This window comes from Streptomyces sp. NPDC005533 (genome assembly GCF_042871845.1).
Classification (GTDB): domain Bacteria; phylum Actinomycetota; class Actinomycetes; order Streptomycetales; family Streptomycetaceae; genus Streptomyces.
In genome coordinates, this window is sequence record NZ_JBIAJH010000034.1 from 45,664 (window position 1) to 71,076 (window position 25,413).

At 72.0% G+C, this 25,413-nt stretch carries 22 protein-coding genes; 9 read left to right on the top strand and 13 right to left on the bottom strand.

The features are described 5' to 3' along the window. Nucleotides 1-104: 104 nt before the first annotated feature. The 3 genes from ACFYP3_RS28055 (at nt 105) to ACFYP3_RS28065 (ending at nt 2,969) form a co-directional block, all read left to right on the top strand. Nucleotides 105-1,484: an AI-2E family transporter gene (locus tag ACFYP3_RS28055; RefSeq protein ID WP_388838133.1), complete on the top strand. Its 1,380-nt coding sequence runs from the start codon at nt 105-107 to the stop codon at nt 1,482-1,484. An 84-nt stretch (nt 1,485-1,568) separates the two neighbouring features. After that, complete coding sequence (locus ACFYP3_RS28060) at nt 1,569-2,255, top strand: hypothetical protein (protein WP_388838136.1); 687 nt, start codon at nt 1,569-1,571, stop codon at nt 2,253-2,255. Nucleotides 2,256-2,270: 15 nt separating this feature from the next. Beyond that, a complete protein-coding gene (locus ACFYP3_RS28065) occupies nt 2,271-2,969 on the top strand; it encodes a hypothetical protein (RefSeq protein ID WP_388838139.1) in 699 nt (232 codons plus the stop codon). Nucleotides 2,970-3,028: 59 nt separating this feature from the next. On the opposite strand, the gene ACFYP3_RS28070 is transcribed toward ACFYP3_RS28065, so the two are convergent. Together ACFYP3_RS28070 and ACFYP3_RS28075 are read right to left on the bottom strand one after the other, a co-directional pair. Next, on the bottom strand, nt 3,029-3,565 hold the full coding sequence (locus tag ACFYP3_RS28070; RefSeq protein ID WP_388838143.1) for an alkyl hydroperoxide reductase: 537 nt from the start codon (nt 3,563-3,565) through the stop codon (nt 3,029-3,031). A 3-nt stretch (nt 3,566-3,568) separates the two neighbouring features. Next, nucleotides 3,569-4,123 (bottom strand): peroxiredoxin, encoded by a 555-nt coding sequence (locus tag ACFYP3_RS28075; protein WP_361590593.1) that lies wholly within the window; start codon nt 4,121-4,123, stop codon nt 3,569-3,571. A gap of 136 nt (nt 4,124-4,259) precedes the next feature. Here ACFYP3_RS28075 and ACFYP3_RS28080 point away from each other — a divergent pair, with 136 nt between their 5' ends. Next, the gene (locus ACFYP3_RS28080; RefSeq protein ID WP_362797488.1) at nt 4,260-5,207 is read left to right on the top strand and encodes a hydrogen peroxide-inducible genes activator; all 948 of its coding nucleotides are present in this window, start codon (nt 4,260-4,262) and stop codon (nt 5,205-5,207) included. A gap of 70 nt (nt 5,208-5,277) precedes the next feature. Here ACFYP3_RS28080 and ACFYP3_RS28085 read toward each other — a convergent pair whose 3' ends face one another. The 5 genes from ACFYP3_RS28085 to ACFYP3_RS28105 form a co-directional block, all read right to left on the bottom strand. Beyond that, nucleotides 5,278-7,641 carry an ABC transporter permease gene (locus ACFYP3_RS28085; RefSeq protein ID WP_388838146.1) on the bottom strand — a complete coding sequence of 788 codons (2,364 nt, stop codon included), beginning with the start codon at nt 7,639-7,641 and terminating at the stop codon, nt 5,278-5,280. Beyond that, complete coding sequence (locus tag ACFYP3_RS28090) at nt 7,638-8,327, bottom strand: ABC transporter ATP-binding protein (protein WP_388838149.1); 690 nt, start codon at nt 8,325-8,327, stop codon at nt 7,638-7,640. The genes ACFYP3_RS28085 and ACFYP3_RS28090 overlap by 4 nt, the downstream gene beginning before the upstream one ends. Further along, nucleotides 8,324-8,848 (bottom strand): PadR family transcriptional regulator, encoded by a 525-nt coding sequence (locus ACFYP3_RS28095; protein WP_030713941.1) that lies wholly within the window; start codon nt 8,846-8,848, stop codon nt 8,324-8,326. Before ACFYP3_RS28095 ends, ACFYP3_RS28090 begins: the two co-directional genes overlap by 4 nt. 96 nt (nt 8,849-8,944) lie before the next feature. Continuing rightward, the gene (locus ACFYP3_RS28100) at nt 8,945-9,178 is read right to left on the bottom strand and encodes a hypothetical protein (RefSeq protein WP_388838152.1); all 234 of its coding nucleotides are present in this window, start codon (nt 9,176-9,178) and stop codon (nt 8,945-8,947) included. Continuing rightward, nucleotides 9,175-10,083 carry an SPFH domain-containing protein gene (locus ACFYP3_RS28105; RefSeq protein ID WP_388838155.1) on the bottom strand — a complete coding sequence of 303 codons (909 nt, stop codon included), beginning with the start codon at nt 10,081-10,083 and terminating at the stop codon, nt 9,175-9,177. Before ACFYP3_RS28105 ends, ACFYP3_RS28100 begins: the two co-directional genes overlap by 4 nt. A 232-nt stretch (nt 10,084-10,315) precedes the next feature. Between ACFYP3_RS28105 and ACFYP3_RS28110 the strand changes: the two genes are divergently transcribed. Continuing rightward, entirely contained in the window at nt 10,316-12,598 is a 2,283-nt protein-coding gene (locus tag ACFYP3_RS28110; protein ID WP_388838159.1) for a transglycosylase domain-containing protein, read from the top strand. A 79-nt stretch (nt 12,599-12,677) separates the two neighbouring features. Here the strand turns inward: ACFYP3_RS28110 and ACFYP3_RS28115 are convergent, their stop codons facing one another. From ACFYP3_RS28115 to ACFYP3_RS28125, 3 genes are all read right to left on the bottom strand, one after another. Continuing rightward, nucleotides 12,678-15,044 carry a SpoIIE family protein phosphatase gene (locus ACFYP3_RS28115; protein WP_388838162.1) on the bottom strand — a complete coding sequence of 789 codons (2,367 nt, stop codon included), beginning with the start codon at nt 15,042-15,044 and terminating at the stop codon, nt 12,678-12,680. A 248-nt stretch (nt 15,045-15,292) separates the two neighbouring features. Next, on the bottom strand, nt 15,293-16,012 hold the full coding sequence (locus tag ACFYP3_RS28120; RefSeq protein WP_388838164.1) for a DUF402 domain-containing protein: 720 nt from the start codon (nt 16,010-16,012) through the stop codon (nt 15,293-15,295). Between the two features lie 112 nt (nt 16,013-16,124). After that, nucleotides 16,125-17,528 (bottom strand): class II fumarate hydratase, encoded by a 1,404-nt coding sequence (locus tag ACFYP3_RS28125; protein WP_388838167.1) that lies wholly within the window; start codon nt 17,526-17,528, stop codon nt 16,125-16,127. Between the two features lie 108 nt (nt 17,529-17,636). Between ACFYP3_RS28125 and ACFYP3_RS28130 the strand changes: the two genes are divergently transcribed. Continuing rightward, nucleotides 17,637-19,163: a ricin-type beta-trefoil lectin domain protein gene (locus tag ACFYP3_RS28130; protein ID WP_388838170.1), complete on the top strand. Its 1,527-nt coding sequence runs from the start codon at nt 17,637-17,639 to the stop codon at nt 19,161-19,163. A 137-nt stretch (nt 19,164-19,300) separates the two neighbouring features. Here the strand turns inward: ACFYP3_RS28130 and ACFYP3_RS28135 are convergent, their stop codons facing one another. Together ACFYP3_RS28135 and ACFYP3_RS28140 are read right to left on the bottom strand one after the other, a co-directional pair. Next, on the bottom strand, nt 19,301-20,083 hold the full coding sequence (locus ACFYP3_RS28135; protein ID WP_388838173.1) for a glycerophosphodiester phosphodiesterase: 783 nt from the start codon (nt 20,081-20,083) through the stop codon (nt 19,301-19,303). Between the two features lie 163 nt (nt 20,084-20,246). Then, the gene (locus tag ACFYP3_RS28140; RefSeq protein ID WP_362859488.1) at nt 20,247-21,911 is read right to left on the bottom strand and encodes a fumarate hydratase; all 1,665 of its coding nucleotides are present in this window, start codon (nt 21,909-21,911) and stop codon (nt 20,247-20,249) included. 147 nt (nt 21,912-22,058) lie between these two features. On the opposite strand from ACFYP3_RS28140, the gene ACFYP3_RS28145 reads away from it, so the two are divergent. Beyond that, complete coding sequence (locus tag ACFYP3_RS28145) at nt 22,059-22,724, top strand: DUF1707 domain-containing protein (protein WP_388838176.1); 666 nt, start codon at nt 22,059-22,061, stop codon at nt 22,722-22,724. Between the two features lie 135 nt (nt 22,725-22,859). Beyond that, complete coding sequence (locus ACFYP3_RS28150; RefSeq protein WP_388838179.1) at nt 22,860-23,228, top strand: WhiB family transcriptional regulator; 369 nt, start codon at nt 22,860-22,862, stop codon at nt 23,226-23,228. An 89-nt stretch (nt 23,229-23,317) separates the two neighbouring features. Here ACFYP3_RS28150 and glpX read toward each other — a convergent pair whose 3' ends face one another. Beyond that, entirely contained in the window at nt 23,318-24,349 is a 1,032-nt protein-coding gene (gene glpX / locus ACFYP3_RS28155) for a class II fructose-bisphosphatase (RefSeq protein WP_030713888.1), read from the bottom strand. A gap of 238 nt (nt 24,350-24,587) precedes the next feature. On the opposite strand from glpX, the gene ACFYP3_RS28160 reads away from it, so the two are divergent. Then, complete coding sequence (locus ACFYP3_RS28160; protein WP_388838187.1) at nt 24,588-25,106, top strand: DUF4245 domain-containing protein; 519 nt, start codon at nt 24,588-24,590, stop codon at nt 25,104-25,106. Nucleotides 25,107-25,413: the final 307 nt, after the last annotated feature.

Sequence of the window (25,413 nt, forward strand, 5' to 3'; positions counted from 1 at the left end):
CGCGCTCAACCCCCGGGAGCCCCGCACCGTCCTACGGTGCGGGGCTCCTCGCGTGTACGGTCTTCGAGGCGTGCCCGAACACGGGGGCGGGGGAAGGAAGCGACATGGCGAAGCGGGAAGGCTGGCTCGGCCGGCTCGGAAACAGGCTGAACCGGATGGAGGCGCGGCTCAACGAGCGGCGCGCCGAGGTCGAGGCGGAGAGCGGTGAGGGCCTACGGGCTCCCGCCGCGGCCGCCCCTGCGCCGGCGGCCCCTGAACCGTCCGCCGCCGCGGCGGCCGCGCCCGCACCGGCCGTCGCCGCCCCGCCGGCCCCCGCACACCCCCCGGCCGTCCCCGGGCGCCCCGACCCGGCGAGCGTCGTCCCCTGGGGGATGCGCGTCGCCGCCGAGGCGAGCTGGCGGCTGCTGCTCCTCGCCGGGATGCTCTGGGTGCTGATGAAGGTGATCAGCGAAGTCCGGCTGGTCGTCCTCGCCTTCGCCGCCGCGATGCTCGTCACCGCGATGCTCCAGCCCTTCGTCGTGCGCCTGCGCAGGCTGGGCCTGCCGCGGGGGCTGGCCACGGCCGTCACGGCGATCCTCGGCTTCGTGGTCATCGGGCTCGTCGGCTGGTTCGTGGTCTGGCAGGTCATGGAGAACCTCGACGACCTGTCCGACCGGGTCCGCGACGGCATCAACGAGCTCAAGCTCTGGGCACTGGACAGTCCGTTCCACGTGACCGAGAAGCAGATCAACGACATCGCGAAGAACCTCAGCGAGACCATCGGCACGAACACCGAGCAGATCACCTCCGCCGGCCTCCAGGGCGTGACCGTCCTCGTCGAGGTCCTCACGGGCATACTGCTCGCGATGTTCTCGACGCTCTTCCTGCTCTACGACGGCAAGCGCATCTGGAACTGGGCCCTGGGCCTCGTCCCGAACGCCGCCCGGGCCGGCGTCGCCGGGGCCGGTCCGCGGGCCTGGCGCACGCTGACCGCGTACGTGCGCGGCACGGTCATCGTCGCGCTCATCGACGCCATCTTCATCGGCCTCGGCATCTACTTCCTGGACGTGCCGATGGCGGTGCCGCTGGCCGTCTTCATCTTCCTCTTCGCCTTCATCCCGCTCGTGGGCGCGGTGGTCTCGGGCGCCCTCGCGGTGGTCGTGGCGCTCGTGACCCAGGGCGTGTGGACCGCCCTGATGGTGCTGCTGGTGGTGCTCGCGGTGCAGCAGATCGAGGGCCACGTGCTGCAGCCCTTCATCCTCGGCCGTGCGGTACGGGTGCACCCGCTCGCGGTGGTGTTGTCGGTGGCCGCCGGCGGCATGATCGCGGGGATCGGCGGTGCGGTGGTCGCCGTCCCGCTGGTGGCGGTCACCAACACGGTGGTGGGATACCTGAGGGCCTACTCGCGCGAGCAGAGCCACCACGGAGCCGGCACGGTCGGTCCCGCCCCGCACGGCTCGACGGCCCTGGGCGTCGTACCCGACAGCGAGGACCGCAGGTCCTAGCCCGGACCGGTCACGGACTGCGATGATCAAGGACGGGGCGCACGCCGGGGGCGGCGCCCAGGACTTGGGACTGCGGGGGCGGGCATGATCACGGATCCGGAGCTGGACGGGGACTGGGGCGCGGCCGAGGCGGCGGAGGTGGCCGGGCCGCTCGCGCCGCGCGAACGGCCGGCGGCCGCCGCCTCACGGCCGTGGCTGTGGGCGCTGGGCGGGATGCTGGCGGCGTCGGCGGTGTGGGCCGGCGGGCTGTACGCCCTCGGGGGCCCGTCGGCGGCGCCCACGCTCGCGTACCGGGCGACGAAGAACCTGTGCGAGGACTTCAGGGGCCGGGCGCTGAGCGGCATCACCGGGGACCTGCACACGAGGCCGGTGAACAAGGAGGTCGGCCACCCGGCCGTGGACGCGGCGACGTGCGTCATGAACAACAACGCCGACTATCCGCGGGACTTCTTCGTGTACGCGAACGTCGAGCTGCACAAGAAGGCCGACCCCTCGACGGAGTTCGGCGTACCGTCCGTCGACGACCTCGCCAATGTCGGCGACCTGCGGACGGAAGAGGTGCCGGACCTCGGTGAGCGCGCCGTGATGACGGCGTGGGCCGGTGAGCAGGGGCTGAACCTCAAGGTGCTGGACGGCGGTGCGGTCTTCAACCTCCGCGTGTTCGCCACCACCTTCGCGGAGAAGGACGACCGGCCCGCCACGGACTCCAACGCGGTCCAGGCGGCGCTGATCGCGGACATGCGCGAGCTCATGGCGGCGCTGAAGGACTAGGCACAGGGGGCGGGGATGATCACAGAACCGGAACTGGACGGGGCGTGGGAGGCGGGGCGGCCGGCCGAGGTCGCGCAGGACACGGTGGTGCGCGAGGCGCGGGGGTCCCGCCGGCCGTGGTGGTGGGTGGCGGCGACGGCCGTGGCCACTTCCGCGCTGTGGGCGGGCGGGCTGTACGCCTACGGGGACCGGCTGGGCGAGCCGGAGATCCGCTACCGGGTCACGGACGATCTGTGCGGCCGGTTCACGGCGCCGGCCCTCGCCGGGGCGCTGGGCGGGTTCGCGGACGCCGACCCGGAGCGGGGCGGCCGGCATCCGGCCCTGGACTGGGCGTCCTGCAGCCGCAACGGTGACCGGTCGGCCGCCGTCGGGGGGTTCTTCGTGTCCGCCGTGGTCGAGCTGCACAAGAAGACCGATCCGACGCCCGAGTTCGCGCTCGGCTCCCGGTACGACCGCGGCGACGGCGCCGGCCGGTGGGAGCCGGTCCCGGGCCTGGGGGAGGAGGCCCTCGTCAGTACCCCCGGTGGCGGCGAGGGGGTCCGGGTGCGGGTCCGTGACGGCGGCGCGGTCTTCCTCCTGGAGCTGATGTTCTTCGACCGCTTCGAGGACGACCCCGATCCGCGGTCGAGCCCTTCCGCGCGGCCCGAGCGCGAGAGCCTGGTGGCCGCGGCGGTCGAGGACGTGCGGGCGCTGATGGCCGCCCTGCGGAAGTGAACGCGCAGGGCCCCCGCGGCCGGAGACGGCTGCGGGGGCCCTGACGGTCGTACGCGTGGCTACTCGGCGGCGAGGGCGGCCTCGGCGTCGAGGGTGACCGCGACGGCCTGGATCACCGAGGCGATCTTGAAGGCCTCCTGGATCGTCTCGCGGTCGACGCCGGCCTTGCGCAGGACCTGCTCGTGCGAGTCCAGGCACTGGCCGCAGCCGTTGATCGCGGAGACGGCGAGCGACCACAGCTCGAAGTCGACCTTCTCCACGCCCGGGTTGCCGATGACGTTCATCCGCAGGCCCGCGCGCAGCGTGCCGTACTCCGGGTCGGAGAGCAGGTGCCGCGTGCGGTAGAAGACGTTGTTCATCGCCATGATCGCGGCAGCGGACTTGGCGGCGGTGTACGCCTCCGGCGAGAGGTTCGCCTTCGCCTCGGACTCCAGCTCACGCAGGACGCGCGGGGAGCGGGCGGCGATCGCGCAGGACAGGACGGTGCCCCACAGCTGCTGCTGCGGGAGGTCGCTGTTGCCGATGACCGAACCGAGGTTCAGCTTCAGGTCCTTGGCGAAGTCCGGTACGGCCGACTTCAGGGAGTCCAGGGACATCCGTCACTCACCGGCCAGCAGCGCGCCGGCGTCGATGGTGGCCTCGCCCTTGTTCCAGTTGCAGGGGCACAGCTCGTCGGTCTGCAGGGCGTCGAGGACCCGCAGGACCTCCTTGGGGTTACGGCCCACGGAACCGGCGGTCACCATCGAGAACTGGATCTCGTTGTTCGGGTCCACGATGAAGACGGCGCGCATCGGCAGGCCGTCCTCGCCGAGGATGCCCAGCTCGGCCGACAGCTCGCGCTTGATGTCGGACATCATCGGGAAGGGCAGGTCACGCAGGTCGGCGTGGTCCTTGCGCCAGGCGTGGTGCACGTACTCGGAGTCCAGCGAGAAGCCGAGGACCTGCGCGTCGCGGTCGGCGAACTCGTCGTTCAGCTTGCCGAAGGCGGCGATCTCGGTCGGGCACACGAAGGTGAAGTCGAGCGGCCAGGCGAAGACGACCTTCCACTTGCCCTCGTAGGTCTTGTGGTCGATCTGCGCGAACTCGGAGCCGGCCTCGAGCGAGACGCAGGCGGTCAGGTCGAAGGCGGGGAACTTGTCACCAACAGTGAGCACGCGCTCTCCTTGAAACATGGAAAATAGCCCCTTTTGAGGGTTTTCCGTTGGGGTTGGACGTATCTCACATGCTGACACACCTGCATTGATTGCGGAAATAGCTACTCTTGAGCTGGGTGATCGGAGGTACCTATCAGTGGCCGTGGGTAACAGGGGAGCGAAACAGCCGACCCTCGCACAGTTGCGCGCCTTCGCGGCGGTCGCGGAGCACCTGCACTTCCGGGACGCCGCCGCGGCCATCGGGATGAGCCAGCCCGCGCTCTCCGGAGCCGTCTCCGCGCTGGAGGAGGCCCTCGGCGTGCAGCTGCTGGAGCGCACCACCCGCAAGGTGCTGCTCTCCCCGGCCGGCGAGCGGATCGCGGCCCGCGCGCAGCTGGTGCTCGACGCGATGGGCGGACTGCTGGAGGAGGCCGAGGCGGTACGGGCCCCCTTCACCGGGATCCTGCGGTTCGGGGTGATCCCCACGGTGGCCCCGTACCTGCTGCCGACCGTGCTCGGGCTCTTCCACCGGCGCTACCCCCGCATGGACCTCCAGGTGCACGAGGAACAGACGGCCACCCTGCTGGAGGGGCTGGCCACCGGACGGCTCGACCTGCTCCTGCTGGCGGTGCCGCTCGGGGTCCCCGGGGTCACCGAACTGCCCGTCTTCGACGAGGACTTCGTCCTGCTCGCCCCCAGGGAGCACGCGCTGGCCGGGCGCCGGGACATCCCGCTGGAGGAACTGCGGGGACTGCAGCTGCTGTTGCTCGACGAAGGGCACTGCCTGCGCGACCAGGCCCTCGACATCTGCCGCGAGGCGGGACGCACCACCGGGGCGGACGTCACGACGACCGCCGCGGGGCTCTCCACCCTCGTCCAGCTGGTCGCCGGCGGACTGGGCGTGACGCTGTTGCCGCGCACCGCGCTGCGGCTGGAGACCGCCCGCAACGAGTACCTCTCCACCGGGTACTTCGCCGAGCCCGCTCCCTCGCGGCGGATCGCCCTGGCCATGCGCACCGGGACGGCCCGCCAGGAGGAGTTCCGGGCGATCGCCGCCGCACTGCGCGAAGCCGTACGCCCGCTCCCGGTGTGGCCCACCGACTAGGGCGCGAGACGGCCCGGCGGATCGGGGGCGTCGAGGGGAACGGGCGTACGGGTCAGGGGGCGCGCGGCGCTCACTCCGTGCGCAGGCCGTCCGGGCGCATCAGGCGCAGCAGCGGAGGCAGGCTGAGCAGGGTCACCACGACCACCACGCCCGCGCCGGCCCCCGTCATGCCGAGCACCGACGTCCAGTCGATCCGGACCGGTGTGGCGGCCATGCTCATCAGGACGGCGCCCAGCCCCACACCCACCCCGGTCGCCAGCACCAGGCCCAGCGCGATCGGCACGGCCGTCTGCCACAGCACCGACAGGCTCAGCGTGGAGCGCTTGGTACCGAAGGCGACCAGGGACGAGAGCAGCCGCCGGCGCTCGCGCAACTGCTCCAGCTGGGAGACGAGGAGGCTTCCGCCGATCAGCACCAGCACGGCCGTGGCGCCGAAGAACAGCCCCGTGCGGATCGAGGAGTAGCCGGCGGCCTGCCTGGTGTCCCGCAGCGTCATCGCCGTGACGAGCGGGTCGGCCTTGAAGACGGCGTTGCGCGCCCGGTCCAGGGCGTCCTGCCCGGACTCGTCGACCTGGACGAAGATCCGCGCGTCCGGGAAGTCGCCGATCTCCTTCGGAGCCGCCGACGGGGTGACCAGCAGGCCGCTGCGCAGCTGCCCGGTGGGGTCCTCCCGGCTGGGGACCGTACGGGCGTCCGCGGGGACCTTCCACTTCGCCGGGGCGGGTCCGTCGGCCGTCCCGGACTCGGATCCGAAGCCGTACCCCCGGACGTTCCCGACGAACACCTCGTCGCCGGGCTTCGCGGTCGCCCCGTAGACGGACTCCGAGGGGGAGCCGGTCAGGACGAAGGAGTCGCCCTCCTCGCAGGAGTCGAGCGTCGCGACCTCGCCGAGCGCGTCGCAGGTGCCGATGGTCACCTGGACCGTCTCCTCCGCGGGCACCCGGTGGGCGGCCTGGGCGGAGGTCAGGGGGACGGCGCGGGTGACGCCCCGCACGGCGGAGATCCGCTGTGCGAGCTCGTCCATGCGCGTCTGCGACTCGGGGTTCAGCATGACCGCGACGGCGGCCCTGCCGGGATCCTGGCCGGTGGACTTGGTGTAGTCGCCCTCGACGCCCGCGAAGAGCATCTGGAGGGCGATGGCGCCCGCGACGGCCACGGCGATGCCGTTGACGAGGCGGGCCGCGGCGCCGCTGTCGACCTGGAGCCGGCGCACGGCCAGCTGCCAGGAGACCGGGCCGGCGGACATCCTCGCGACGAGACGTTCCAGCAGCCAGGGGAGCAGCACGGTGATCCCCACCAGCAGCAGCACCACCCCCGCGGAGACCTGCCACTGGTTGAACCGGCCGTGGTCGTTGCCGCGGCCGCCCAGGGGCACGAGCAGGCCGAGCCCGACCAGCGGGAGCAGCAGCCGCCACCAGATGCGCCGCCGCGCCGGCTTGGCCGTACGGACGACGCCCAGCGGCTCGATGACCACACCGCGCAGCGCGAACAGCGTGACGGCCACCGCCGCCGCGGGCACCGCGAGGGCGACCAGGACGGCGAGCCAGGGCGCCGGGTCCAGGTCGGCGGGGAAGACGCTGCGCTGGCGGAGGCTGACGCTGCCGACCAGGGAGCGGCCGACGGCGAAGAAGCCGGTGCCCAGCACCAGTCCGACCAGGGAGCCGGCCAGCGCCTCCCCGGCCGCGATCCGGCGCACCATCCTGCTGTCCGCGCCGACCAGCCGCAGCGCGGCGAGCCGGCGGTCGCGCCGCTCACCGCCGAAGCGGACGGCGGTGGCGATGAACACGGTGACGGGCATCAGCAGGGCGACGAACGTCAGCACGACCATCAGCATGAGCACGGGGTCGAGGCCTTCGCGCTGCGCGTCGTAGCCGAAGCCGGTGACGCGCTCGACGCGGTAGTCCTCGGCGCCGTTCTTCCGGAGGGTGTCGCTGCCCAGGTAGAAGAGGAGCTCGCCGGGGCCGACCAGCCCCGGGTCGCCGACGGTCTCACTGATCCGCGCGTCGAGCCGCTCGCGCAGCAGGGCGCCGTCGGAGGACTTCAGCAGCGCGTGGAGGGCGGGGGAGACGGCCATCTCGCCGGGGCCCGGGATCCGCTCCAGGCCGGGCGGCAGCGGGGCGTCCGGGCCCTCGGCCCGCACCACGTGCCCCTCGATGTCCTTGTGGTGGTACGTCTGGCCGATGCGGGCGATCAGCAGGGTGTCGGGCCCGGGGGCGTCGGCGGCCCGCGCGGAGTTCATCGTCGACCGCGCGTCGCCGCGCTCGTACCGGGCGGCGAGGGCGCCGGGGATCGCGGTGCTGATCAGCAGCAGCGCGACGCCGAGACCGACACCGACGCCGGTGAGCACGGTGCGGGTCCATCCCTCGCGGCCGCCGCCGAAGGCGAAGCGGGTGCCCATGCCGAGATCGCGGGCCCAGACCCGGAGCCGGCTCATACGATCCGCTCCATGTCGCGGGACTTCCCGTCGCGCACGACGATCTCACGGTCGGAGTAGGCGGCCACGCGCGTCTCGTGCGTGACGAGCACGACCGCGGCGTTCGCGGACCGGGCGGCCTCCGTGAGCAGCTGCATGACGAGTTCGCCGTTGAGGGAGTCGAGGGCTCCGGTGGGCTCGTCGGCGAAGATCACCCGGGGGCGGGTGACCAGGGCGCGGGCGACGGCCACGCGCTGCCCCTGGCCGCCGGATATCTCGCCGGGCCGCTTGGCCCCGAGGTCCTCCACCTGGAGCTGCTCCATCCAGTGCAGGGCGGTGCGTTCGGCCTCCCGGCGCTTGACGCCGGTCAGGCGCAGCGGCAGGGCGACGTTCTCCACGCAGGTCAACTCCGGTACGAGCTGGCCGAACTGGAAGACGAAGCCGAACTCGGTGCGGCGCAGCTCGCTGCGCTCGGCGTCGTTCATGGAGGTGAGCTCGCGGCCGGCGTAGGTGACGGAGCCGGCGTCGGGCGGGACGATGCCCGCGAGGCAGTGCAGCAGCGTCGACTTGCCGGAGCCGGAGGGGCCCATGACGGCGACGACCTCGCCGGGGTGGACGGAGAACTCGGCGCCGTCGAGGGCCTTGGTGGTGCCGAACGCCTTGCGCAGGTCCGTCGCGGCGAGGAGGGAGCCGGCGGGGGCCGTCATCGGCGGACCTCCCGGGCGAGCTGGTCGAGGCGGGCCGCCGTGAGCTCCAGCCACCGCAGGTCCGCCTCCAGGTGGAAGAGGGCGTGGTCGCAGACGAGCTGGTCGGCCATGTCGCCCTTGCGCTTGCGCTGGGTGAGGATGCGCATGAGGCGCAGGTGCTCGGCGCGCTGGGTGTCCAGCAGCTCGTCGGCGCGGCGGCCGGTGAGCAGGGCGAGGACGACCTTGGTGTAGAGGGTCGAGTGGAGGTAGGGCTCGGGCTTCTCGGGTTGCGAGAGCCAGGCCTCGACGTCGGTGATGCCGGCGTCGGTGATGGCGTACCGCTTGCGTTCGGGACCGCCGCCGCTCTCCACGCCGTCGACCTCGACGAGGCCGTTCTTCAGGAGGCGGGACATGGTCGAGTAGACCTGCCCGTAGGCGAGGGGGCGGTCGTGGCCGAACTTCTCGTCGAAGGCGCGCTTGAGGTCGTAGCCGTGGCGCGGGCCGGCCTCGAGGAGGCCCAGGAGCGTGTGACCGATGGACATGCCCGCGACTCTACACCGTGTGTATACGCCCAGTGTATAGAGGGGGGAAGGGGAGGGGCCGGACCGCGTGGAGAGCGGTCCGGCCCCGGTGTGCGGTCAGTCCGTGGACTTCGGTGGGCGCCCGCGGCGGGGGATCGGGCCGGGGCTGGCGGGGAGGCGGCCGGCCTCGGCGAGGGCGCGGCGGAGCAGGAACTCGATCTGCGCGTTCGCGCTGCGCAGCTCCTCGCCGGCCCAGCGGGCCAGCGCCTCGTACACCTGCGGATCGAGCCGCAGCAGCACCTGCTTGCGCGCCTGCCGGCCCGCCGGGCTCTGCTCGCCGCCGGGGGTCACTGGTAGAGGGTTCCCGTGTTGACCACCGGCTGGGCGGCGCGGTCACCGCAGAGGACGACCATCAGGTTGGAGACCATGGCGGCCTTGCGCTCCGGGTCCAGGTCCACGATGTCCTCCTCGGCCAGGCGGGTCAGGGCGAGCTCGACCATGCCCACCGCGCCCTCCACGATCTGCTTGCGGGCCGCCACGACGGCGCCCGCCTGCTGGCGCTGGAGCATCGCGGAGGCGATCTCCGGAGCGTACGCGAGATGCGTGAAGCGGGACTCGATGATCTGCACCCCGGCCGCCTCGACGCGCGCGTGCAGTTCGACCGCCAGCTTCTCGGTGATCTCCTCGCTGTTCCCGCGCAGCGACAGGCCGCCCTCGTCGTGAGCGTCGTAGGGGTATTCGATCGCGATGTGCCGGACCGCCGCCTCGGTCTGGGTCTCGACGAACTCCGTGAAGTCCTCGACCTCGAAGGTGGCCCGCGCGGTGTCCTCGACCCGCCACACGACGACCGCCGCCAGCTCGATCGGGTTGCCGTAGGCGTCGTTGACCTTCAGGACGGCCGTCTCGTGGTTGCGCACCCGGGTGGAGATCTTCTCGCGCGAGGTGAGCGGGTTGACCCAGCGCAGTCCGTCGGTGCGGATTGTGCCCCGGTAGCGGCCGAACAGCTGCACGACCCGGGCCTCGCCCGGCGCCACCGTGTTCAGGCCGCTCATGGCTATCGCGGAGCCGAGTGTCGTGAGCACGCCGAGGGCGATGAGGGTCGCCTTGGCCGCGGCGGCCGTCGCCACCGCGCCCGTCGCGATGAGGCCGCCGCCCACCAACAGGCCTGCCAGGCCGAGGAGTAGGGCCAGACCGCCGCCCACGCTGCGCGCGGTGAACTCCCGTACCCCGTCCGGATTGGCGATTTGCTTCGTCATCTTTTGCCCCGTTTCTCATGTCACGGCCGCTCGGACCGCCTAGCAAATTGATATCACTTTTTTGCGTTGCGGCAACCCTTCGGCTTAGGTGAGCGTCGGTTCCAGTGATGTGGGTGCTGATTCTCACGTCCGAATTGACCGGTATTGGTCATGGTTGACCATCCTTTGTCACAGCCTGCGGTGTTAGCTTTCTGAGCTGACGTCGGGGGGGTAATCGAGCGGAGCGGGAGCGATGGGCCGAGCAGAAGTGCGTAAGGCGCAGCAGCGCGGTGCGGGGCGTGCGCCGAGCAGACGCGCGGGCGGCGCCGAGGGCAAGGGCGACGCCGGCAAACGCAGCGGCATACGTCGCTTCTTCACATGGAAGAAGATCCTCGGGACGTTCCTCGGGATGATCCTGCTCCTGATGGCCGCGGCGATCGTCCTCTACTTCTCGGTGGACGAGCCCAGCGACCCCAACAAGCAGGCCACGCTCCAGAGCAACACCTACCGGTACTCCGACGGCTCGATCATGGCCCGCACCGGTGAGACGAACCGCGAGATCGTGCCGATCGACAAGATCCCCGAGGACGTCCGCACCGCCTTCATCGCGATCGAGAACAAGTCCTTCTACAGCGACCGCGGCATCGACGTCATGGGCGTGGCCCGGGGCCTGTTCAACACGGTCACCGGCAAGGGCAAGGCCGGCGGTTCGACGATCACCCAGCAGTACGTCAAGAACTACTACCTGACGCAGGACCAGTCGGCGACGCGCAAGCTCAGGGAGCTGGTCATCTCCCTCAAGGTCGACCAGCGCATGGAGAAGGACGACGTCCTCGTCGGCTACCTGAACACGAACTTCTACGGCCGCAACGCGTACGGGATCCAGGCCGCGGCCCAGGCCTTCTACGGGGTCGACGTCGACAAGCTCACGCTGGAGCAGGGCGCCTACCTCGCCGCCGTCATCCAGGCCCCCAGCCAGTACGACCTGGCGACGGCCGGCCCGAACGGCACCCGGCTGGTCAACATCCGCTTCAACGCCGTCCTCGACAACATGGTCGAGATGGGCAAGCTGGACCCGGCCAAGCGCAAGACCATGACCCTCCCGCCGCCGATCAAGCCCAAGCCCCGCCCGGGCATGGACGGCCAGAAGGGCTACCTGGTCCAGGCCGCCAACGACGAGCTGAACAACCAGGACATCGACGACGCCCAGATCGCGGCCGGCGGCTGGAGCATCACGCTCAACGTCGACAAGGCGAAGCAGGCGGCGCTGGAGAAGGCCGTCGACGACGAGCTGGAGTCCAAGCTCGACCGCAAGGACACCAAGGGCCGCCCCCAGGACCAGAGCGTCCAGGCCGGCGCGACCTCCGTGGACGCGAAGACCGGTGCGATCGTCGCCATGTACGGCGGCCAGGGCCTGACGGAGAAGTCCGAGAGCAACGCCCTGCGCAAGGACTACCAGCCGGGCTCGACCTTCAAGCCGCTCGTGCTCGCCTCCGCCCTGGAGAACGGCTCGAAGACGCAGGACGGCAAGCCGATCACGCCGAACACGCTCTACGACGGCACCAGCAAGCGCCCCGTCGTCGGCAGCAAGATCCCGTTCAACCCGCAGAACCAGGACAACCGGAACTTCGGCACCCCCCTGATGACGGTCCAGGAGGCGACCGACTTCTCGGTGAACTCCGTCTACGCGCAGATGATCGTGGACGTGAAGCCGCAGAACGTGAAGAAGACGGCGCTGGCCCTCGGCATGGTGGACCGCGACGGCTGGCCCGACGACAGGCCGGCCATGGCACTCGGCACGATGACCGCGAGCACCGTGGAGATGGCCGGCGTCTACGCCAGCTTCGACAACCACGGCAAGAAGGTCACGCCGACGATCGTCAAGAGCGCCGAGCACAAGGAAGGCCGGTTCACGCCCCAGCAGGCCATCGGCAGCCAGGCCATCAGCCGCAAGACCGCCGACACCGTCACCAAGGTGCTCCAGGGCGTGGTGAACGACGAGGGCGGCTCCGGCAACAAGGTCAGGAGCAGCGCCTACGAGGCGGCCGGCAAGACCGGTACCAGCGAGTCGAACTTCTCCGGCTGGTTCACCGGGTACACGCCCGAACTGGTCACCGTCGTGGCGATGTTCGGCGAGGAGCCGGGCACCCACACCCAGGTCACCCTGACCGGCACCGCCGGCCTGGGACGCGCGGGCGGTTCCAGCTTCCCCGCCTCGATCTGGAAGGCGTACACGCTCGCCGCGCTCAAGGGCGTGGACACCGGCGAGTTCGACGTGTCGGACGCGGACATGGGCCCCACGCAGGTGCCGTCCCGCAGCACCTCCCCGTCGCCCACGCCGAGCCAGTCCTCCAGCCCGCCGGCCGCCAGCAGCAGCCCGGCGCAGTCCCCGACGACGCCGGTGACCCCCAGTACGCCGCCCACGCCGACGAAGACCGCCCCGACGCCGACGACGACGCCGACGACCACGCCGACCAAGACCGGCGGCCCCAAGCCGCCGGACCCGCCGCTGTTCGGTGGGAACGAGGGACGCTGACACACCGCCGCCCCGCAGCCTTCGGGCTGCGGGGCGGCGGTCTTTCGTGCGGCCGGGAGAAGGACGGTTCGCCGACCGGTCAGTGCCGGTCGTTCGCCCCCGGCAGCGGGAGCTCGAACCAGACGACCTTTCCGCTGCTCAGCCGGGTCGCACCCCAGCGGCGGGCCATCCGGTTGACCAGGAACAGGCCGCGGCCGCCCTCGTCGGTGTCCCGCGCCCGGCGCTGGCGGGGCAGCTGCGGGGAATCGTCGCCGACCTCGCAGCGCAGTACGTCCGTACGCAGCAGGCGCAGCGTCACGGGCCGCTCCGCGTACCGGACGGCGTTGGTGACCACCTCGCTCACCAGCAGCTCCAGCGCGTCGCTCAGCTCCTCCAGGCCCCACCGGGTCAGGGCGCGGCGGGCGAACCGCCGGGCCCGGCCCGGAGCGGTCTCCTCCGGGTCCAGGAACCAGTACGCGACGTCACTGGGCGCGATCCCGTCGAACCGGGCCGCGAGCAGCGCGATGTCGTCGTCCCGGTCACCCGGGCCGAGCATGTCCAGCACGTCGTCGCACAGGGCCTCCAGCGGCGGCGGATGGTCCAGGCCGGTCAGCTGGGCGGTCGTGGCCAGCCGCTCGCGCAGCTGCTCGATGCCGGTCCACACGTCCCGCAGGCGCGACTCCACCAGACCGTCGGTGTAGAGCAGCAGGGTGGCCCCGGCGGGCGCGTCCAGCTCCACGGCCTCGAAGTCCACGCCGCCGACGCCGATGGGCGCGCCGGGCGGGACGCGGAGCACCTCGGCGCGGCCGCCCAGGTGCAGCAGCACCGGCGGCGGGTGGCCGGCGTTGGCGATGGTGATCCGGTGCGCCACCGGGTCGTAGACGGCGTACAGGCAGGTGGCCATGCGGTCGGAGCCCAGGCGCTGCGCCTGCTCGTCCAGGTGGTGCAGGACCTCGGCGGGCGGCAGGTCCAGCTGCGCGAGGGTCTGCGCCGTGGTGCGGAGCTGGCCCATGATCGCGGCGGAGGTCATGGAGTGGCCCATGACGTCGCCGACGACCAGCGCGACCCGGCTGCCGGGCAGCGGTATGGCGTCGTACCAGTCGCCGCCGACCCGCGCCGTCTCGGCGGCGGGCAGGTAGCGGGAGGCCAGGCGGACCCCGGTGGGCTGCGGGAGGCTGTCGGGCAGCATGGTGCGCTGCAACTCGTCGGCGATGTACGCCTCACGGCCGTACAGCACGGCCTTGTCGATGCCGAGCGCGGTGTGCGTGGCCAGTTGGGCGGCGACCAGGAGGTCGTTCTGCTCGAAGGCGGGACGCTCCGGGCTGCGCAGGAAGACGGCGGCGCCGATCACCCGGCGGCGGCCGCGCAGCGGCGCGAGGACGGCCCGGTTGCCGCGCGGCAGCGGATGGTCCACGCCGAGCAGCTCGGGCAGCGCGGCCCGGGCGGCGGCGGAGGACCCGAAGACGGGCCGTACGCCGCGCAGCACCTCGGCGAGCGCGCCGCCGGGCCGGATCTCGCACAGCTCGGCCGCGGGCAGGTCACCCTGCGGGCCGACCAGCGGCAGCTGGCTGAAGTCGAGCTCGCCGGTGGCCCCCGCGGCCCCGGCGAGGTCCATGCCCGCGCCGATGGTGCTGCTGACGTCCGTCAGGTCGTCGATCGGCCGGAGCCGGTCGGTGCGCCGCAGCCTTAAAACGACCGGGCCGACGGGCCGCTCGTCGCCGACGGGCAGCGGGTCGCGCAGGTAGACGAGGATGGCGTCCGAGAAGGTGGGCACGGTGGCCCGGCACAGGCCGAGCACGATCTCGTCGAGGTCGATGCCGCGGGCGATCCGCCGGGTGGCGGCGCCCACGAAACGCAGCCGGTCCCCTTCGCGGCGCGCGGCGGTCGCCTCTCCGGCGCCTGCTCCCGGTATGCCGCTCCCGCCGCCGTGACGCTCGCCTCCGGCGCGGTACCCGCTGTTCACCCCGGCGCTCCCGTCCCCGTCGGGCACGGCGTCGGCTCCCGGGGCGGCCTGGCGTCGGGCGCTCTCGCCGCCCGCGGCGTCGGTGTCGAGGCCGTCACCGCGCGGGCGGGGCGGCTCGGCGGGGCCGCCGAGCCCGGTGGCGCTGCCCGCGGCGTTGCGGGCGGCGGCGCCGTCCCGCAGCCGGACGCCGTCCTGGCCGAGCCCCTGGACCGGGTCCGGGGCGGCCGGGCCGGCGGACTCGCCCGGCGCGGGAGCCTTGCGCCGGGGCCGCGGGAGTCCCGCCGCCCCGCCCGAGCCCGCCGCGGAGCAGGCCGAGCGCGGGTCGGAAGCCGCCGCGGCCGGGCCGCCGCCCGACTCCGCGACATGACCGGCGCCGGCGCCCGGCGCATGCGTGCGTACGGCCTCGGCGGCGGCGATGGGCGCCTTGCCGTGGCCGGCCTCGTCCGTTCCTCCGCCGGAGGCGACGGGCTGCGGGCCCTCCTGGGAGGTGGGGTACTCCGTCACGCGTGGAATTCCGTCCGTTTGCGCTCGATGTGCGCTGCACTCAGCTCGGTCAGTCGCGGTATACCCGCTCAGCGGCCCGGGCACCATCGCCCCGAGGTTCCTCTTTGGCTCTCGCCCCGCGCCGACCTCCCGTCAGCTTCCGCGTGCGGTACGACACTTGTCGAGGTGCGGTCCGACCGCACCGGCCCGCGCGCGCGACCTCGCGGAGCACGATCCTACGTTTGCACCCCGGGGGCGCATCAAGGGTCTCATGAGGTCATATGCGCCGGGGTGCGGTCCCAGTCGTCCGGAAGGGCCGGAATCCTCCAGGCGGGATCCGGCCGCCAGTCCTGCCAGCCGGCGGAGAACGGAGCTCCCCACTCCTTGATCACCCCGACGGCCGCGCGCCCCGCGCGCCGCACCCGCAGCGCCTGCTCCCGGTCCATCAGGCCGGACCGCTGCGCCTGGGCGAACTCGTCCTCGTCCAGCCATTTCCAGCTGCGGTCCGGGTAGACGGCGATGTCGAGGAAGTGGTCCACGGAGTCCACCCCGGCGGACCAGCGCGACCGCGGCTCCTCCAGGTTCACGTACCAGTTCTTGAACTGCCAGCCGTGTCCCCAGAACAGCCACACCGACCACGGGTCGCCGGGCCGGGCCAGCTTCAGCACCCCGCCGCCGAACCAGCGCGACCGTACGGTCGTCCGCGGGGCGGTGTAGCGGGTGGCGAGCGGTTCCTCGTGGACGGGGGTGCCGTCGGTCAGCACCGGCTTGACGCACTCGGTGCCGGGGGCCATCCAGACGGCCAGCAGCTCGTCGGTGTCCTGAACCACCGTCACCGGGCGGCAGATGTGCACCGGACCCTTCAGTCCCGGGGCGTGGTCGCGGTAGCGCCAGAGGATCTGCTCCCCGGGCGCCCAGCGCGTGCCCTGTGCGGGGTCCTGCGGCGCTTCCCGCGCCGAACCGCCCCCCGGCTTGAAGGTACCTGTCATGCGCAGATCTTAGGGCGGAGGCCCCCGCCCCCGCTGCGGTGCAGGTCACTGGGGGGTTGACGGGCGGGAATCGACCGGATCCGGCCCCCGCCCGGGGGCCGGATCCGGCGTCTCACGGATGCGTCATGCGCAGGACGTCCAGGGCCTGGTCGAGCTGCTCCAGGGTGAGGGCGCCGCGCTCCACGTAGCCGGACTCCAGGACGACCTCCCTGATCGTCTTCCGCTCGGCGAGGGACCTCTTGGCCACCTTGGCGGCCTCCTCGTAGCCGATGTAGCGGTTGAGCGGGGTGACCACGGAGGGCGAGGACTCGGCGTATTCCCTGGCCCGCGCCTCGTTGGCGGTGATCCCGTCGACGGTGCGGTCGGCCAGCAGGCGGCTCGCGTTCGCGAGGAGCCGGATCGATTCGAGGAGGTTCCTGGCCATCACGGGGAGCATCACGTTGAGCTCGAAGTTGCCGGCCGCGCCCGCCACCGCGACGGTGGCGTCGTTCCCCATGACCTGTGCGGCGACCATCAGGACGGCCTCCGGGACCACCGGATTGACCTTCCCGGGCATGATCGAGGAGCCCGGCTGGAGATCGGGCAGATTGATTTCGGCCAAACCGGTGCGCGGTCCGGAGGCCATCCAGCGCAGGTCGTTGCAGATCTTGGTGAGCGAGACGGCGACCGTACGGAGCATCCCGGAGGTCTCCACCAGCGAGTCCCGCGCCCCCTGGGCCTCGAAGTGGTCGCGGGCTTCGGTCAGCGGCAGCCCGGTGGCCACGGCCACCTCGGCGATCACCGCGGCGGAGAACCCGGGCGGGGTGTTGATGCCGGTGCCCACCGCGGTGCCGCCCAGCGGCAGCTCGGCGAGGCGGGGGAGGCAGGCGCGCAGCCGCTCGAGGCCGTAGCGGATCTGGGCCGCGTACCCGCCGAACTCCTGGCCCAGGGTGACCGGGGTGGCGTCCATCAGGTGGGTCCGGCCGGCCTTGACCACGTGCGCGAACTCGGCCGCCTTGCGCTCCAGCGCGGCGGCGAGGTGCTCCAGGGCGGGGATCAGCTCGCCGGTGACGGCGGCGGTGGCGGCGATGTGGATGGACGAGGGGAAGACGTCGTTGGAGCTCTGCGAGGCGTTGACGTGGTCGTTGGGGTGCACCTCCCGGCCGAGGCGCTCGGTGGCGAGGGTGGCGATCACCTCGTTGGTGTTCATGTTGGACGAGGTTCCGGAGCCGGTCTGGAAGACGTCCACGGGGAAGTGGTCGTCCCAGCTGCCGTCCGCGACCTCGGCGGCGGCGGACCGGATCGCGTCGGCGACGTCCTGGTCCACCACGCCCAGCTTCGCGTTCACCACGGCGGCGGCGGCCTTGATGCGGGCGAGCGCCTCGATGTGCGCGCGCTCCAGCCGCTGCCCGGACACGGGGAAGTTCTCCACCGCGCGCTGCGTCTGGGCACGCCACTTGGCGTGCCGGGGCACCCGTACGTCGCCCATGGAGTCGTGCTCGATCCGGAACGCATCGGCCTGCTGATCTTCGGTCATTTTCCTGGCCTCCTCAAAAACTTGAGCAATTGTCTTGTTCGAAGTGTTCCCAACTCCCCTACCGGCCAGTAAATACCGGGGGTAACACTGACATCCGGGGAGGCGTTCATGGCACGTACACGTACGAAACCCATGCTCAGATCTACCTTTGCCGCCGTCGCGGCGATCGCGGCCGCCCTGGGGGGCGTCACCGCCGTCACCCCCATGGCCCAGGCCGCGACCGTGGCCGGCGCCGTCACCCCCCTCTCACCCGAACTGGAGGCCATCCGCGCCGCGGAGGCCACCAGGATCTACGGCGACGCCGCCATCCGCCCGCTGAACGAGCGCAAGACCGGCCTGATCTCACTGGGCGACAGCGAGATATCGGGCGAGGGCGTGGGCAACTACGACCCCGCGACGAACACGCCGGCCAACCAGTGCCACCGCTCGCCTGACTCCGCGATCCACCGCACCGGCATCCCCGCCGACCTCACCTTCAACGTCGCCTGCTCCGGCGGCTACACCGGAAACATCAGGATCGGCGGCAGCAAGCAGTACGCCGACGAGCTGGTGCAGAGCGACAGCCTGGCCGTCAAGGCGCGCAACACGCGGATCAAGATGGTCCTGCTGGTCGCCGGCGCCAACGACGACCTGCAGTTCGGCCCCGTCATGACCGACTGCGTCACCCGCTGGGTGCTCAGCCAGGGCACCTGCGAGCCCAAGTACGGGCCCGGCTGGCAGGCGCGCGTCGACGGCCTGAAGCCCAAGGTCGAGGCGACGGTCGCCGACCTCAAGACGGTCATGCGCGAAGCCGGTTACGCCGACTCCGACTACAAGCTCGTGGTGATGGGCTACCCCAGCCCCATCGGCCCCGACTTCCACGACAACCCCGGCTTCCCCGGCAAGCTGCCCGGCGGCTGCGCCGGCTACGACTCCGACGCCACCTGGGGCCGCAACTACGCGGTGCCCGCCTTCGAGAAGGGCATGCGCGCGGCGGCCCTCGCCTCCGGCGCCACCTACCTGGACAACTCGCGGCTCTTCCACGGCCACGAGGTGTGCATGGAGGACGCCTGGGCCCGCGGCCTCTACCTCGACCTCGGGGACCACTTCCCGTGGGACGAGAACACCGCCCGCCAGTCCTTCCACCCCAACTACCGCGGTCACGGCGCCTTCGCGTCCTGTCTGACCCAGCTCTACGCCTCCGGCCTGCGCGAGGCCTCCTGCGCCGACCCGGCGAGCACCGGGACGCCCGTCCTGCAGGCCGGGGCCTGGGACGACAAGTTCAGGCCCCTGAAGAACGAGGCCACCGGCAACTGCCTCGACTCCTTCGGCGGCTCCAGCGCCAACGAGACGAAGATCGTGGGCTGGGACTGCCACGGCGGCCGCAACCAGGGCTGGTGGTACGACGGCACCCGCAAGTCCGTCCACAGCGAACTGACCCAGGACCGCTGCCTCGACGTCCCCGGAGGGGGCTACGGCTCCGGCACCGGCCTGATCGTCTGGAACTGCCACGGCGGCGCCAACCAGCAGTTCGTCCGCGACGGCGCCACCCTGCGCCCCGCCGCCGCCCCCGGCATGTGCCTGACGGTCGCCGCCGCGCACGAGCCGCTGCGCCTGCAGACCTGCAACGGATCCGCGAACCAGCGCTTCGTGTAACGCCCCGGACCCACGGAACCGGGCGACCGCCCCGCACCCTCCGCCCCCCACGCCCGGCCGGCGCACCCCGGCCGGGTGTCTTCACGCGCGGCTTCGGCGACGGCTCGGTATCGGGCCGGGCCGGCGCCGTACGGCCGTCAGCGGGCCGCCGCCAGCTGTGCGCGCACCTCGCGGGGGCGGTTGGTGATCAGCGTGTCCACGCCGAGGCGCAGGCACAGCTCCACGTCCTCCGGCTCGTCCACGGTCCACACCCGCACCGACAGCCCCTTGGCCTTCAGCCGGCCCACCAGCCCAGGATCCCGGCGTACGAGGTCGATGCCCGGGCCCGCGTGCGTCGCGTACGGGGGCCGCGCCGGGCGCAGCCGCCGCTCGATCAGGTAGACCGAGGGCAGGCCGGGCGCCAGCCGGTGCAGCCGGGTCAGCGCGTTGCGGGAGAAGCTCATCACCTCGACCAGCCCGGCGGACCCGTCGACCAGCCCGTACTCCCGGAGCATCCGCACCAGCTCCACCTCCAGCCGGCCACCCGCGCGGCTCGGGTGCTTGGTCTCGACGGCCAGCCCGACGGGCCGCGGCGCGGCCAGCGCCTCCCGGAGCAGGTCCTCGAAGAGCAGCACCCGCGCCCCGCGGTGCTCCTCGCCCTTCCACCCGCCGAAGTCGAGGCCGCACAGCTCCTCGTACGTCATCGCGGAGACGACCCCCCGCCCGTCGGAGGTCCGCTCGACGCGCCGGTCGTGCACGCACACCAGCCGCTGATCGGCGGTGAGCCGCACATCGCACTCGAGCGCGTCGGCCCCGTCGGCGATGGCCTGCCGGTACGCGGCGAGGGTGTGCTCGGGGTGCTCGTGGGAGGCCCCGCGATGGGCGACCACACGAACGGCGCGGTCGGTGCGGAGGGAGGACGTCGCAGTCGTCGCAGTCATACGGAAATCCTTGCAAACCAGGGTGAACGCGCAGGCGCGGAGCTGTGTCCCCGACGTTAACCGGACGCGCCGCCCCTCCGGGCGCCCGCCCGCTGCCGAGGGGCCCACACGCGCGAGGGCCCCTCCCCGTTCGGGGGAGGGGCCCTCGGCCGTGCGCTACGGGCTACAGACCCGGTCCGCGGACCGGGATGTGGGTGAACGTCGGCTCCGGGGCCGGATTCTGGAAGAAGTCGTTGCCCTTGTCGTCGACCACGATGAAGGCAGGGAAGTCCTCCACCTCGATCTTCCAGACCGCCTCCATGCCGAGCTCCTCGTACTCCAGGACCTCGACCTTCTTGATGCAGTCCTGGGCCAGGCGCGCCGCCGGGCCGCCGATCGAGCCCAGGTAGAAGCCGCCGTGCGCCCCGCACGCGTCCGTCACCTGCTGGGAGCGGTTGCCCTTGGCCAGCATGACCTTCGAGCCGCCCGCCGCCTGGAACTGCTCGACGTAGGAGTCCATGCGGCCGGCCGTGGTCGGGCCGAAGGAGCCGGAGGCGTAGCCCTCGGGGGTCTTCGCGGGGCCGGCGTAGTAGACCGGGTGGTCCTTCAGGTACTGCGGCATCGGCGCGCCCGAGTCCAGCAGCTCCTTGATCTTGGCGTGGGCGATGTCGCGCGCCACGACCAGCGGGCCGGTCAGGGACAGGCGGGTCTTCACCGGGTGCTTGGTCAGCGTCGCCAGGATGTCGTCCATCGGCTGGTTCAGGTCGATGGAGACCACGTCCGCGGACTCGGCCAGGTGCGCGTCGGTCGTGTCCGGCAGGAAGCGCGCCGGATCCGTCTCCAGCTGCTCCAGGAAGACGCCCTCGGCGGTGATCTTCGCGGTCGCCTGGCGGTCGGCCGAGCAGGACACGGCGATCGCGACCGGCAGCGAGGCGCCGTGGCGCGGGAGGCGGACCACGCGGACGTCGTGGCAGAAGTACTTGCCGCCGAACTGCGCGCCGATGCCGATCTTCTGGGTGAGCTCGAAGACCTTCTCCTCCAGGCCGAGGTCACGGAAGCCGTGGCCCGTGGCGGAGCCCTCGGTCGGCAGCTCGTCGAGGTAGTGCGCGGAGGCGTACTTCGCGGTCTTCAGGGCGTGCTCGGCGGAGGTGCCGCCGACCACGATCGCCAGGTGGTAGGGCGGGCAGGCCGCCGTACCGAGCGAGCGGATCTTCTCCTCCAGGAACTTCATCATGGAGGCCTCGTTGAGGACCGCCTTGGTCTCCTGGTAGAGGAAGGACTTGTTGGCCGAGCCGCCGCCCTTGGCCATGAAGAGGAACTTGTACGCGCCGCCGTCGGTGGCGTACAGCTCGATCTGCGCGGGCAGGTTCGAGCCGGTGTTCTTCTCCTCCCACATGGTGAGCGGCGCCATCTGCGAGTAGCGCAGGTTAAGGCGGGTGTACGCGTCGTAGATGCCGCGCGACAGCGCCGCCTCGTCGCCGCCCTCGGTCAGCACGTTCTGGCCGCGCTTGCCCATCACGATCGCGGTACCCGTGTCCTGGCACATCGGCAGGACGCCGGCCGCCGCGATGTTCGCGTTCTTCAGCAGGTCCAGGGCCACGAACTTGTCGTTCGAGGAGGCCTCCGGGTCGTCGATGATCCGGCGCAGCTGCGCGAGGTGCGCGGGACGCAGGAAGTGCTGGATGTCGTGGATGGCCTCTTCGGCGAGCTTGCGCAGCGCCTCGGGCTCGACCTTGAGGAACGTACGGCCGTCCGCCTCGAAGGTGGACACGCCCTCGGCGGTCACCAGCCGGTAGGGGGTGGTGTCCTCGCCCAGGGGCAGCAGGTCGGTGTACGCGAACTCCGGCATCGTGGCCAATCCTCACTCGGCAGACAGCGCTGGCGACCATTTGGCAGCGCAGTCCACCAGCGTAGAACCTCCCGCCGTGGGTGTGTCTGTGAGGTAAGGCTCACTCGGTAGTATCGCGATCTATCGTGTCTCGCTATGCTGGGTCCCGTGGACCTGGAAAAGCACCCCGCCGCCCCCGCAGCCGCAGCCCCTCCCGCCGAGCTGCGCGCCTCCGACGCCGACCGGGACCGGATCGCGCAGATCCTCGCCGACGCCCTCGCCGAAGGCCGGCTGACCTCCGACGAGCACTCCGAGCGCCTGGACTCGCTGTACGCCCTCAAGACGGTCGGCGAGCTGGAAGGCCTCGTACGGGATCTGCCCGCACCCGGCGGCGCCCATGCCCCGTTCGCGCCGACGTCCCCCGTCCCGCCGGCCGGCGCCCCCGTCGAGACGATCGTCGCCGTGTGCAGCAGCTCCGCCCGCAAGGGCCGCTGGCGGCCGGGCGCGCACACCCGCGCGGTCTCGGTGATGGGCGACATCACCATCGACCTCACCGAGGCCGTCTTCGAGCAGCAGGTCACCGAGGTCAACGTGACCTCCGTCCTCGGCAACGTCGAGGTCCTCGTCCCGGAGAACGTCACCCTGCGCGGCTACGGCAGCGGGGTCCTCGGCAACTTCGAGGTGCGCGGCGAGGGTCGCGGGGAGAGCGACCCGCAGGCGCCGGTGGTCATCGTCCGGGGCTTCGCCCTGCTCGGCAACATCGAGGCGCGGCCCCGACCCGGGGCCCGACTGGTCGATCTGGCCCGCAAACTGCGCGAGCGCAAGGACGGCTGAAAGCCGCTCACGACCGAGGGGCGCGTTTCGGACGAACCCCCGGCGCCCGGTGGCACGCGGTGCATAGGGGCGCGTGCAGCGGGTAGGGACAGGTGCATCGTCTCTCGCTCGCGTATCCGTCGTCAGGAGTAGACCGTGCCGCATCCGCCGCATCAGTCCCTGAAGGTTGCCGCCGTGCCGAAGCCGCGGGTGCCGGCGAGGGCTGAGGACGGCCCATGGCACGCGGAGGCGGTGTGCCGCCGGGACGAGGCGGGACTGTTCTTCGCGCCCTCCAAAGAGCCCACGGCCGCCCGGCTCTCCCGCGAGGAGGCCGCCAAACGCGTCTGCGCCCGCTGCCCGGTCATGGTCGCCTGCCGGGAGCACGCACTCCTCCAGCCCGAGCCGTACGGCGTCTGGGGCGGCCTCACCGCCGCCGAGCGCCGCGTGGTCCTGGCCCGCATGCGCCGCAGGTCGGCCGAGCTGCGCCAGACCCCGACGGCCGGGCCCGTCGCCGCCGCCGGCTAGGGCCCGTACGCGCCGCTCGGGCACAGCGAGAGGGGCGGTCACCGCCGCACACGGTGACCGCCCCTCTCGCTGTGGACGCGCGCTGTTTCCTACTGCGCGCGGTCGAAGTCGATCGCGCTGTACGCGCGCAGCTTCGACAGGCGGTGCGTGGAGTCGATCTGCCGGATCGTGCCCGACTTCGAGCGCATGACCAGCGAGGACGTCGTCGCGGTCTCCGAGCGGTAGTGGACGCCGCGCAGCAGCTCGCCGTCCGTGATGCCGGTGGCGACGAAGAAGACGTTGTCACCGGAGACCAGGTCGTTGGTGTGCAGGACCCGGTCCAGGTCGTGGCCCGCGTCGAGGGCCTTCTGGCGCTCGGCCTCGTCCTTCGGCCACAGCTTGCCCTGGATGGTGCCGCCGAGGCACTTGATGGCGCAGGCCGAGATGATGCCCTCGGGGGTACCGCCGATGCCGAGGAGCAGGTCCACGCCGGTGCCCTCGCGCACCGCCATGACCGAACCCGCGACGTCGCCGTCCGAGATGAACTTGATCCGGGCGCCCGTCTCGCGGATCTCCTTGACGATGCCCTCGTGGCGGGGGCGGTCCAGGATGATGACGGTGACGTCCTCGACGGCCATGTTCTTGGCCTTGGCGACGCGGCGGATGTTCACCGACACGGGGGCGTTGATGTCGACGAAGTCGGCGGCCTCCGGACCGGCCACCAGCTTCTCCATGTAGAAGACCGCCGACGGGTCGAACATGGTGCCGCGGTCGGCGGCGGCGAGCACCGCGATGGCGTTCGGCATGCCCTTGGCGTTCAGGGTGGTGCCGTCGATCGGGTCCACGGCGATGTCGACCTCGGCCCCGGTCCCGTCGCCGACGCGCTCGCCGTTGAAGAGCATCGGGGCTTCGTCCTTCTCGCCCTCGCCGATGACGACCACGCCGTTCATCGAGACGGTGGAGATCAGGGTCCGCATCGCGTTGACCGCGGCGCCGTCGGCGCCGAGCTTGTCGCCGCGCCCGACCCACCGGCCCGCGGCCATGGCGGCGGCCTCGGTGACCCGGACGAGTTCCAGGGCGAGGTTGCGGTCGGGGGCCTCCGGAGAGACTTCGAGCTGGGGCGGCAGGTTGTGCTCGGTCATCGGAGCGCACCTTTCTGTACGGCGACGGCCGGGAAGTGAGGGTGCTGGAACTCTATCGGTACGTCGACATATTGAGCAGAGCGGGTCACGTATGAGCGGAATATCGGTCAGGGCTTTGGCCTGAGCGGACATCTTGCGGATCCCCGGTGGGATCTCAAGCGTCCGCCGTCCGACGCGCCCGCGCGACCCCGGCGGTGATCGCCCCCTCGCGATGCGGGACGATGGGGCCGTGGCAGGTATGAAAGGCAAGCAGACGGTCTGGGACATGGTCCGGTCGCTGAGCGTGATCGGCGTCGTCGTCGCCGGGATCTACCTCTTCGTCCCCCATGACGACGAGGCCGATCCGACGCACGCGGTCGACTACCGGGTGGAGACGCTCACGGCCCGGCGCGCGGCCCCGTATCCGGTGGCGGCCCCCGTGGGGCTCCCGGAACAGTGGCGGGCGACGTCGGTGACGTACGAGCGCAAGAACGCCAACGCCTGGCACCTGGGCTTCCTCGACCCGGAGCAGCAGTACGTGGCGGTGGAGCAGTCCACGGACACCTCGCCCAAGTACCTCGCCAGGGTCACCCAGCAGGCGACGGCCACCGGCCAGACGCAGCAGGTCGGCGACACGGCCTGGGAGCGCTGGGACGGCGAGAAGTACGACGCCCTCGTCCGCCGGGAGCAGGGCCACGTCACGGTGGTGACGGGGACGGCGTCGTTCGAACAGCTCGGCGCGATGGCGGCGACCCTGGAATTCAAACAGGGCGCCTAGCTCCCCGCCCGGGCCCGCGCCTCAATCGCAGGCGGGGCTGGATTTGTGCGGCGCACCTGAAGGGTGCGGCTTACAGACCGGGGCTCCGCCCCGCACCCCGCGCCTCAAACGCCGGCGAGGCTGAAGTGGTGCGGCGGAGCCGGATGGTGCGGCGCCGCTGGCCGGTGCTTCGGCACTGGGTGGCAGGCGGGTCGGTTGGGGTGGGGGTGGGTGTGTGTCGGGGTGATCCCCGCAGGGTGCCGAACGCACTGCCGCCGAGGTGTCCGACCTCTCGTCACGTTCGGCGCCCGAGGAGACGCCCCGGCGC

Bases quoted from the DNA above. Each gene is read 5' to 3' on its own strand.
- ACFYP3_RS28055 (WP_388838133.1), top strand. From the start codon at position 105: ATGGCGAAGCGGGAAGGCTGGCTCGGCCGGCTCGGAAACAGGCTGAAC.
- ACFYP3_RS28060 (WP_388838136.1), top strand. From the start codon at position 1,569: ATGATCACGGATCCGGAGCTGGACGGGGACTGGGGCGCGGCCGAGGCG.
- ACFYP3_RS28065 (WP_388838139.1), top strand. From the start codon at position 2,271: ATGATCACAGAACCGGAACTGGACGGGGCGTGGGAGGCGGGGCGGCCG.
- ACFYP3_RS28070 (WP_388838143.1), bottom strand. From the start codon at position 3,565: ATGTCCCTGGACTCCCTGAAGTCGGCCGTACCGGACTTCGCCAAGGAC.
- ACFYP3_RS28085 (WP_388838146.1), bottom strand. From the start codon at position 7,641: ATGAGCCGGCTCCGGGTCTGGGCCCGCGATCTCGGCATGGGCACCCGC.
- ACFYP3_RS28090 (WP_388838149.1), bottom strand. From the start codon at position 8,327: ATGACGGCCCCCGCCGGCTCCCTCCTCGCCGCGACGGACCTGCGCAAG.
- ACFYP3_RS28095 (WP_030713941.1), bottom strand. From the start codon at position 8,848: ATGTCCATCGGTCACACGCTCCTGGGCCTCCTCGAGGCCGGCCCGCGC.
- ACFYP3_RS28105 (WP_388838155.1), bottom strand. From the start codon at position 10,083: ATGACGAAGCAAATCGCCAATCCGGACGGGGTACGGGAGTTCACCGCG.
- ACFYP3_RS28110 (WP_388838159.1), top strand. From the start codon at position 10,316: ATGGGCCGAGCAGAAGTGCGTAAGGCGCAGCAGCGCGGTGCGGGGCGT.
- ACFYP3_RS28120 (WP_388838164.1), bottom strand. From the start codon at position 16,012: ATGACAGGTACCTTCAAGCCGGGGGGCGGTTCGGCGCGGGAAGCGCCG.
- ACFYP3_RS28125 (WP_388838167.1), bottom strand. From the start codon at position 17,528: ATGACCGAAGATCAGCAGGCCGATGCGTTCCGGATCGAGCACGACTCC.
- ACFYP3_RS28130 (WP_388838170.1), top strand. From the start codon at position 17,637: ATGGCACGTACACGTACGAAACCCATGCTCAGATCTACCTTTGCCGCC.
- ACFYP3_RS28135 (WP_388838173.1), bottom strand. From the start codon at position 20,083: ATGACTGCGACGACTGCGACGTCCTCCCTCCGCACCGACCGCGCCGTT.
- ACFYP3_RS28140 (WP_362859488.1), bottom strand. From the start codon at position 21,911: ATGCCGGAGTTCGCGTACACCGACCTGCTGCCCCTGGGCGAGGACACC.
- glpX (WP_030713888.1), bottom strand. From the start codon at position 24,349: ATGACCGAGCACAACCTGCCGCCCCAGCTCGAAGTCTCTCCGGAGGCC.
- ACFYP3_RS28160 (WP_388838187.1), top strand. From the start codon at position 24,588: ATGAAAGGCAAGCAGACGGTCTGGGACATGGTCCGGTCGCTGAGCGTG.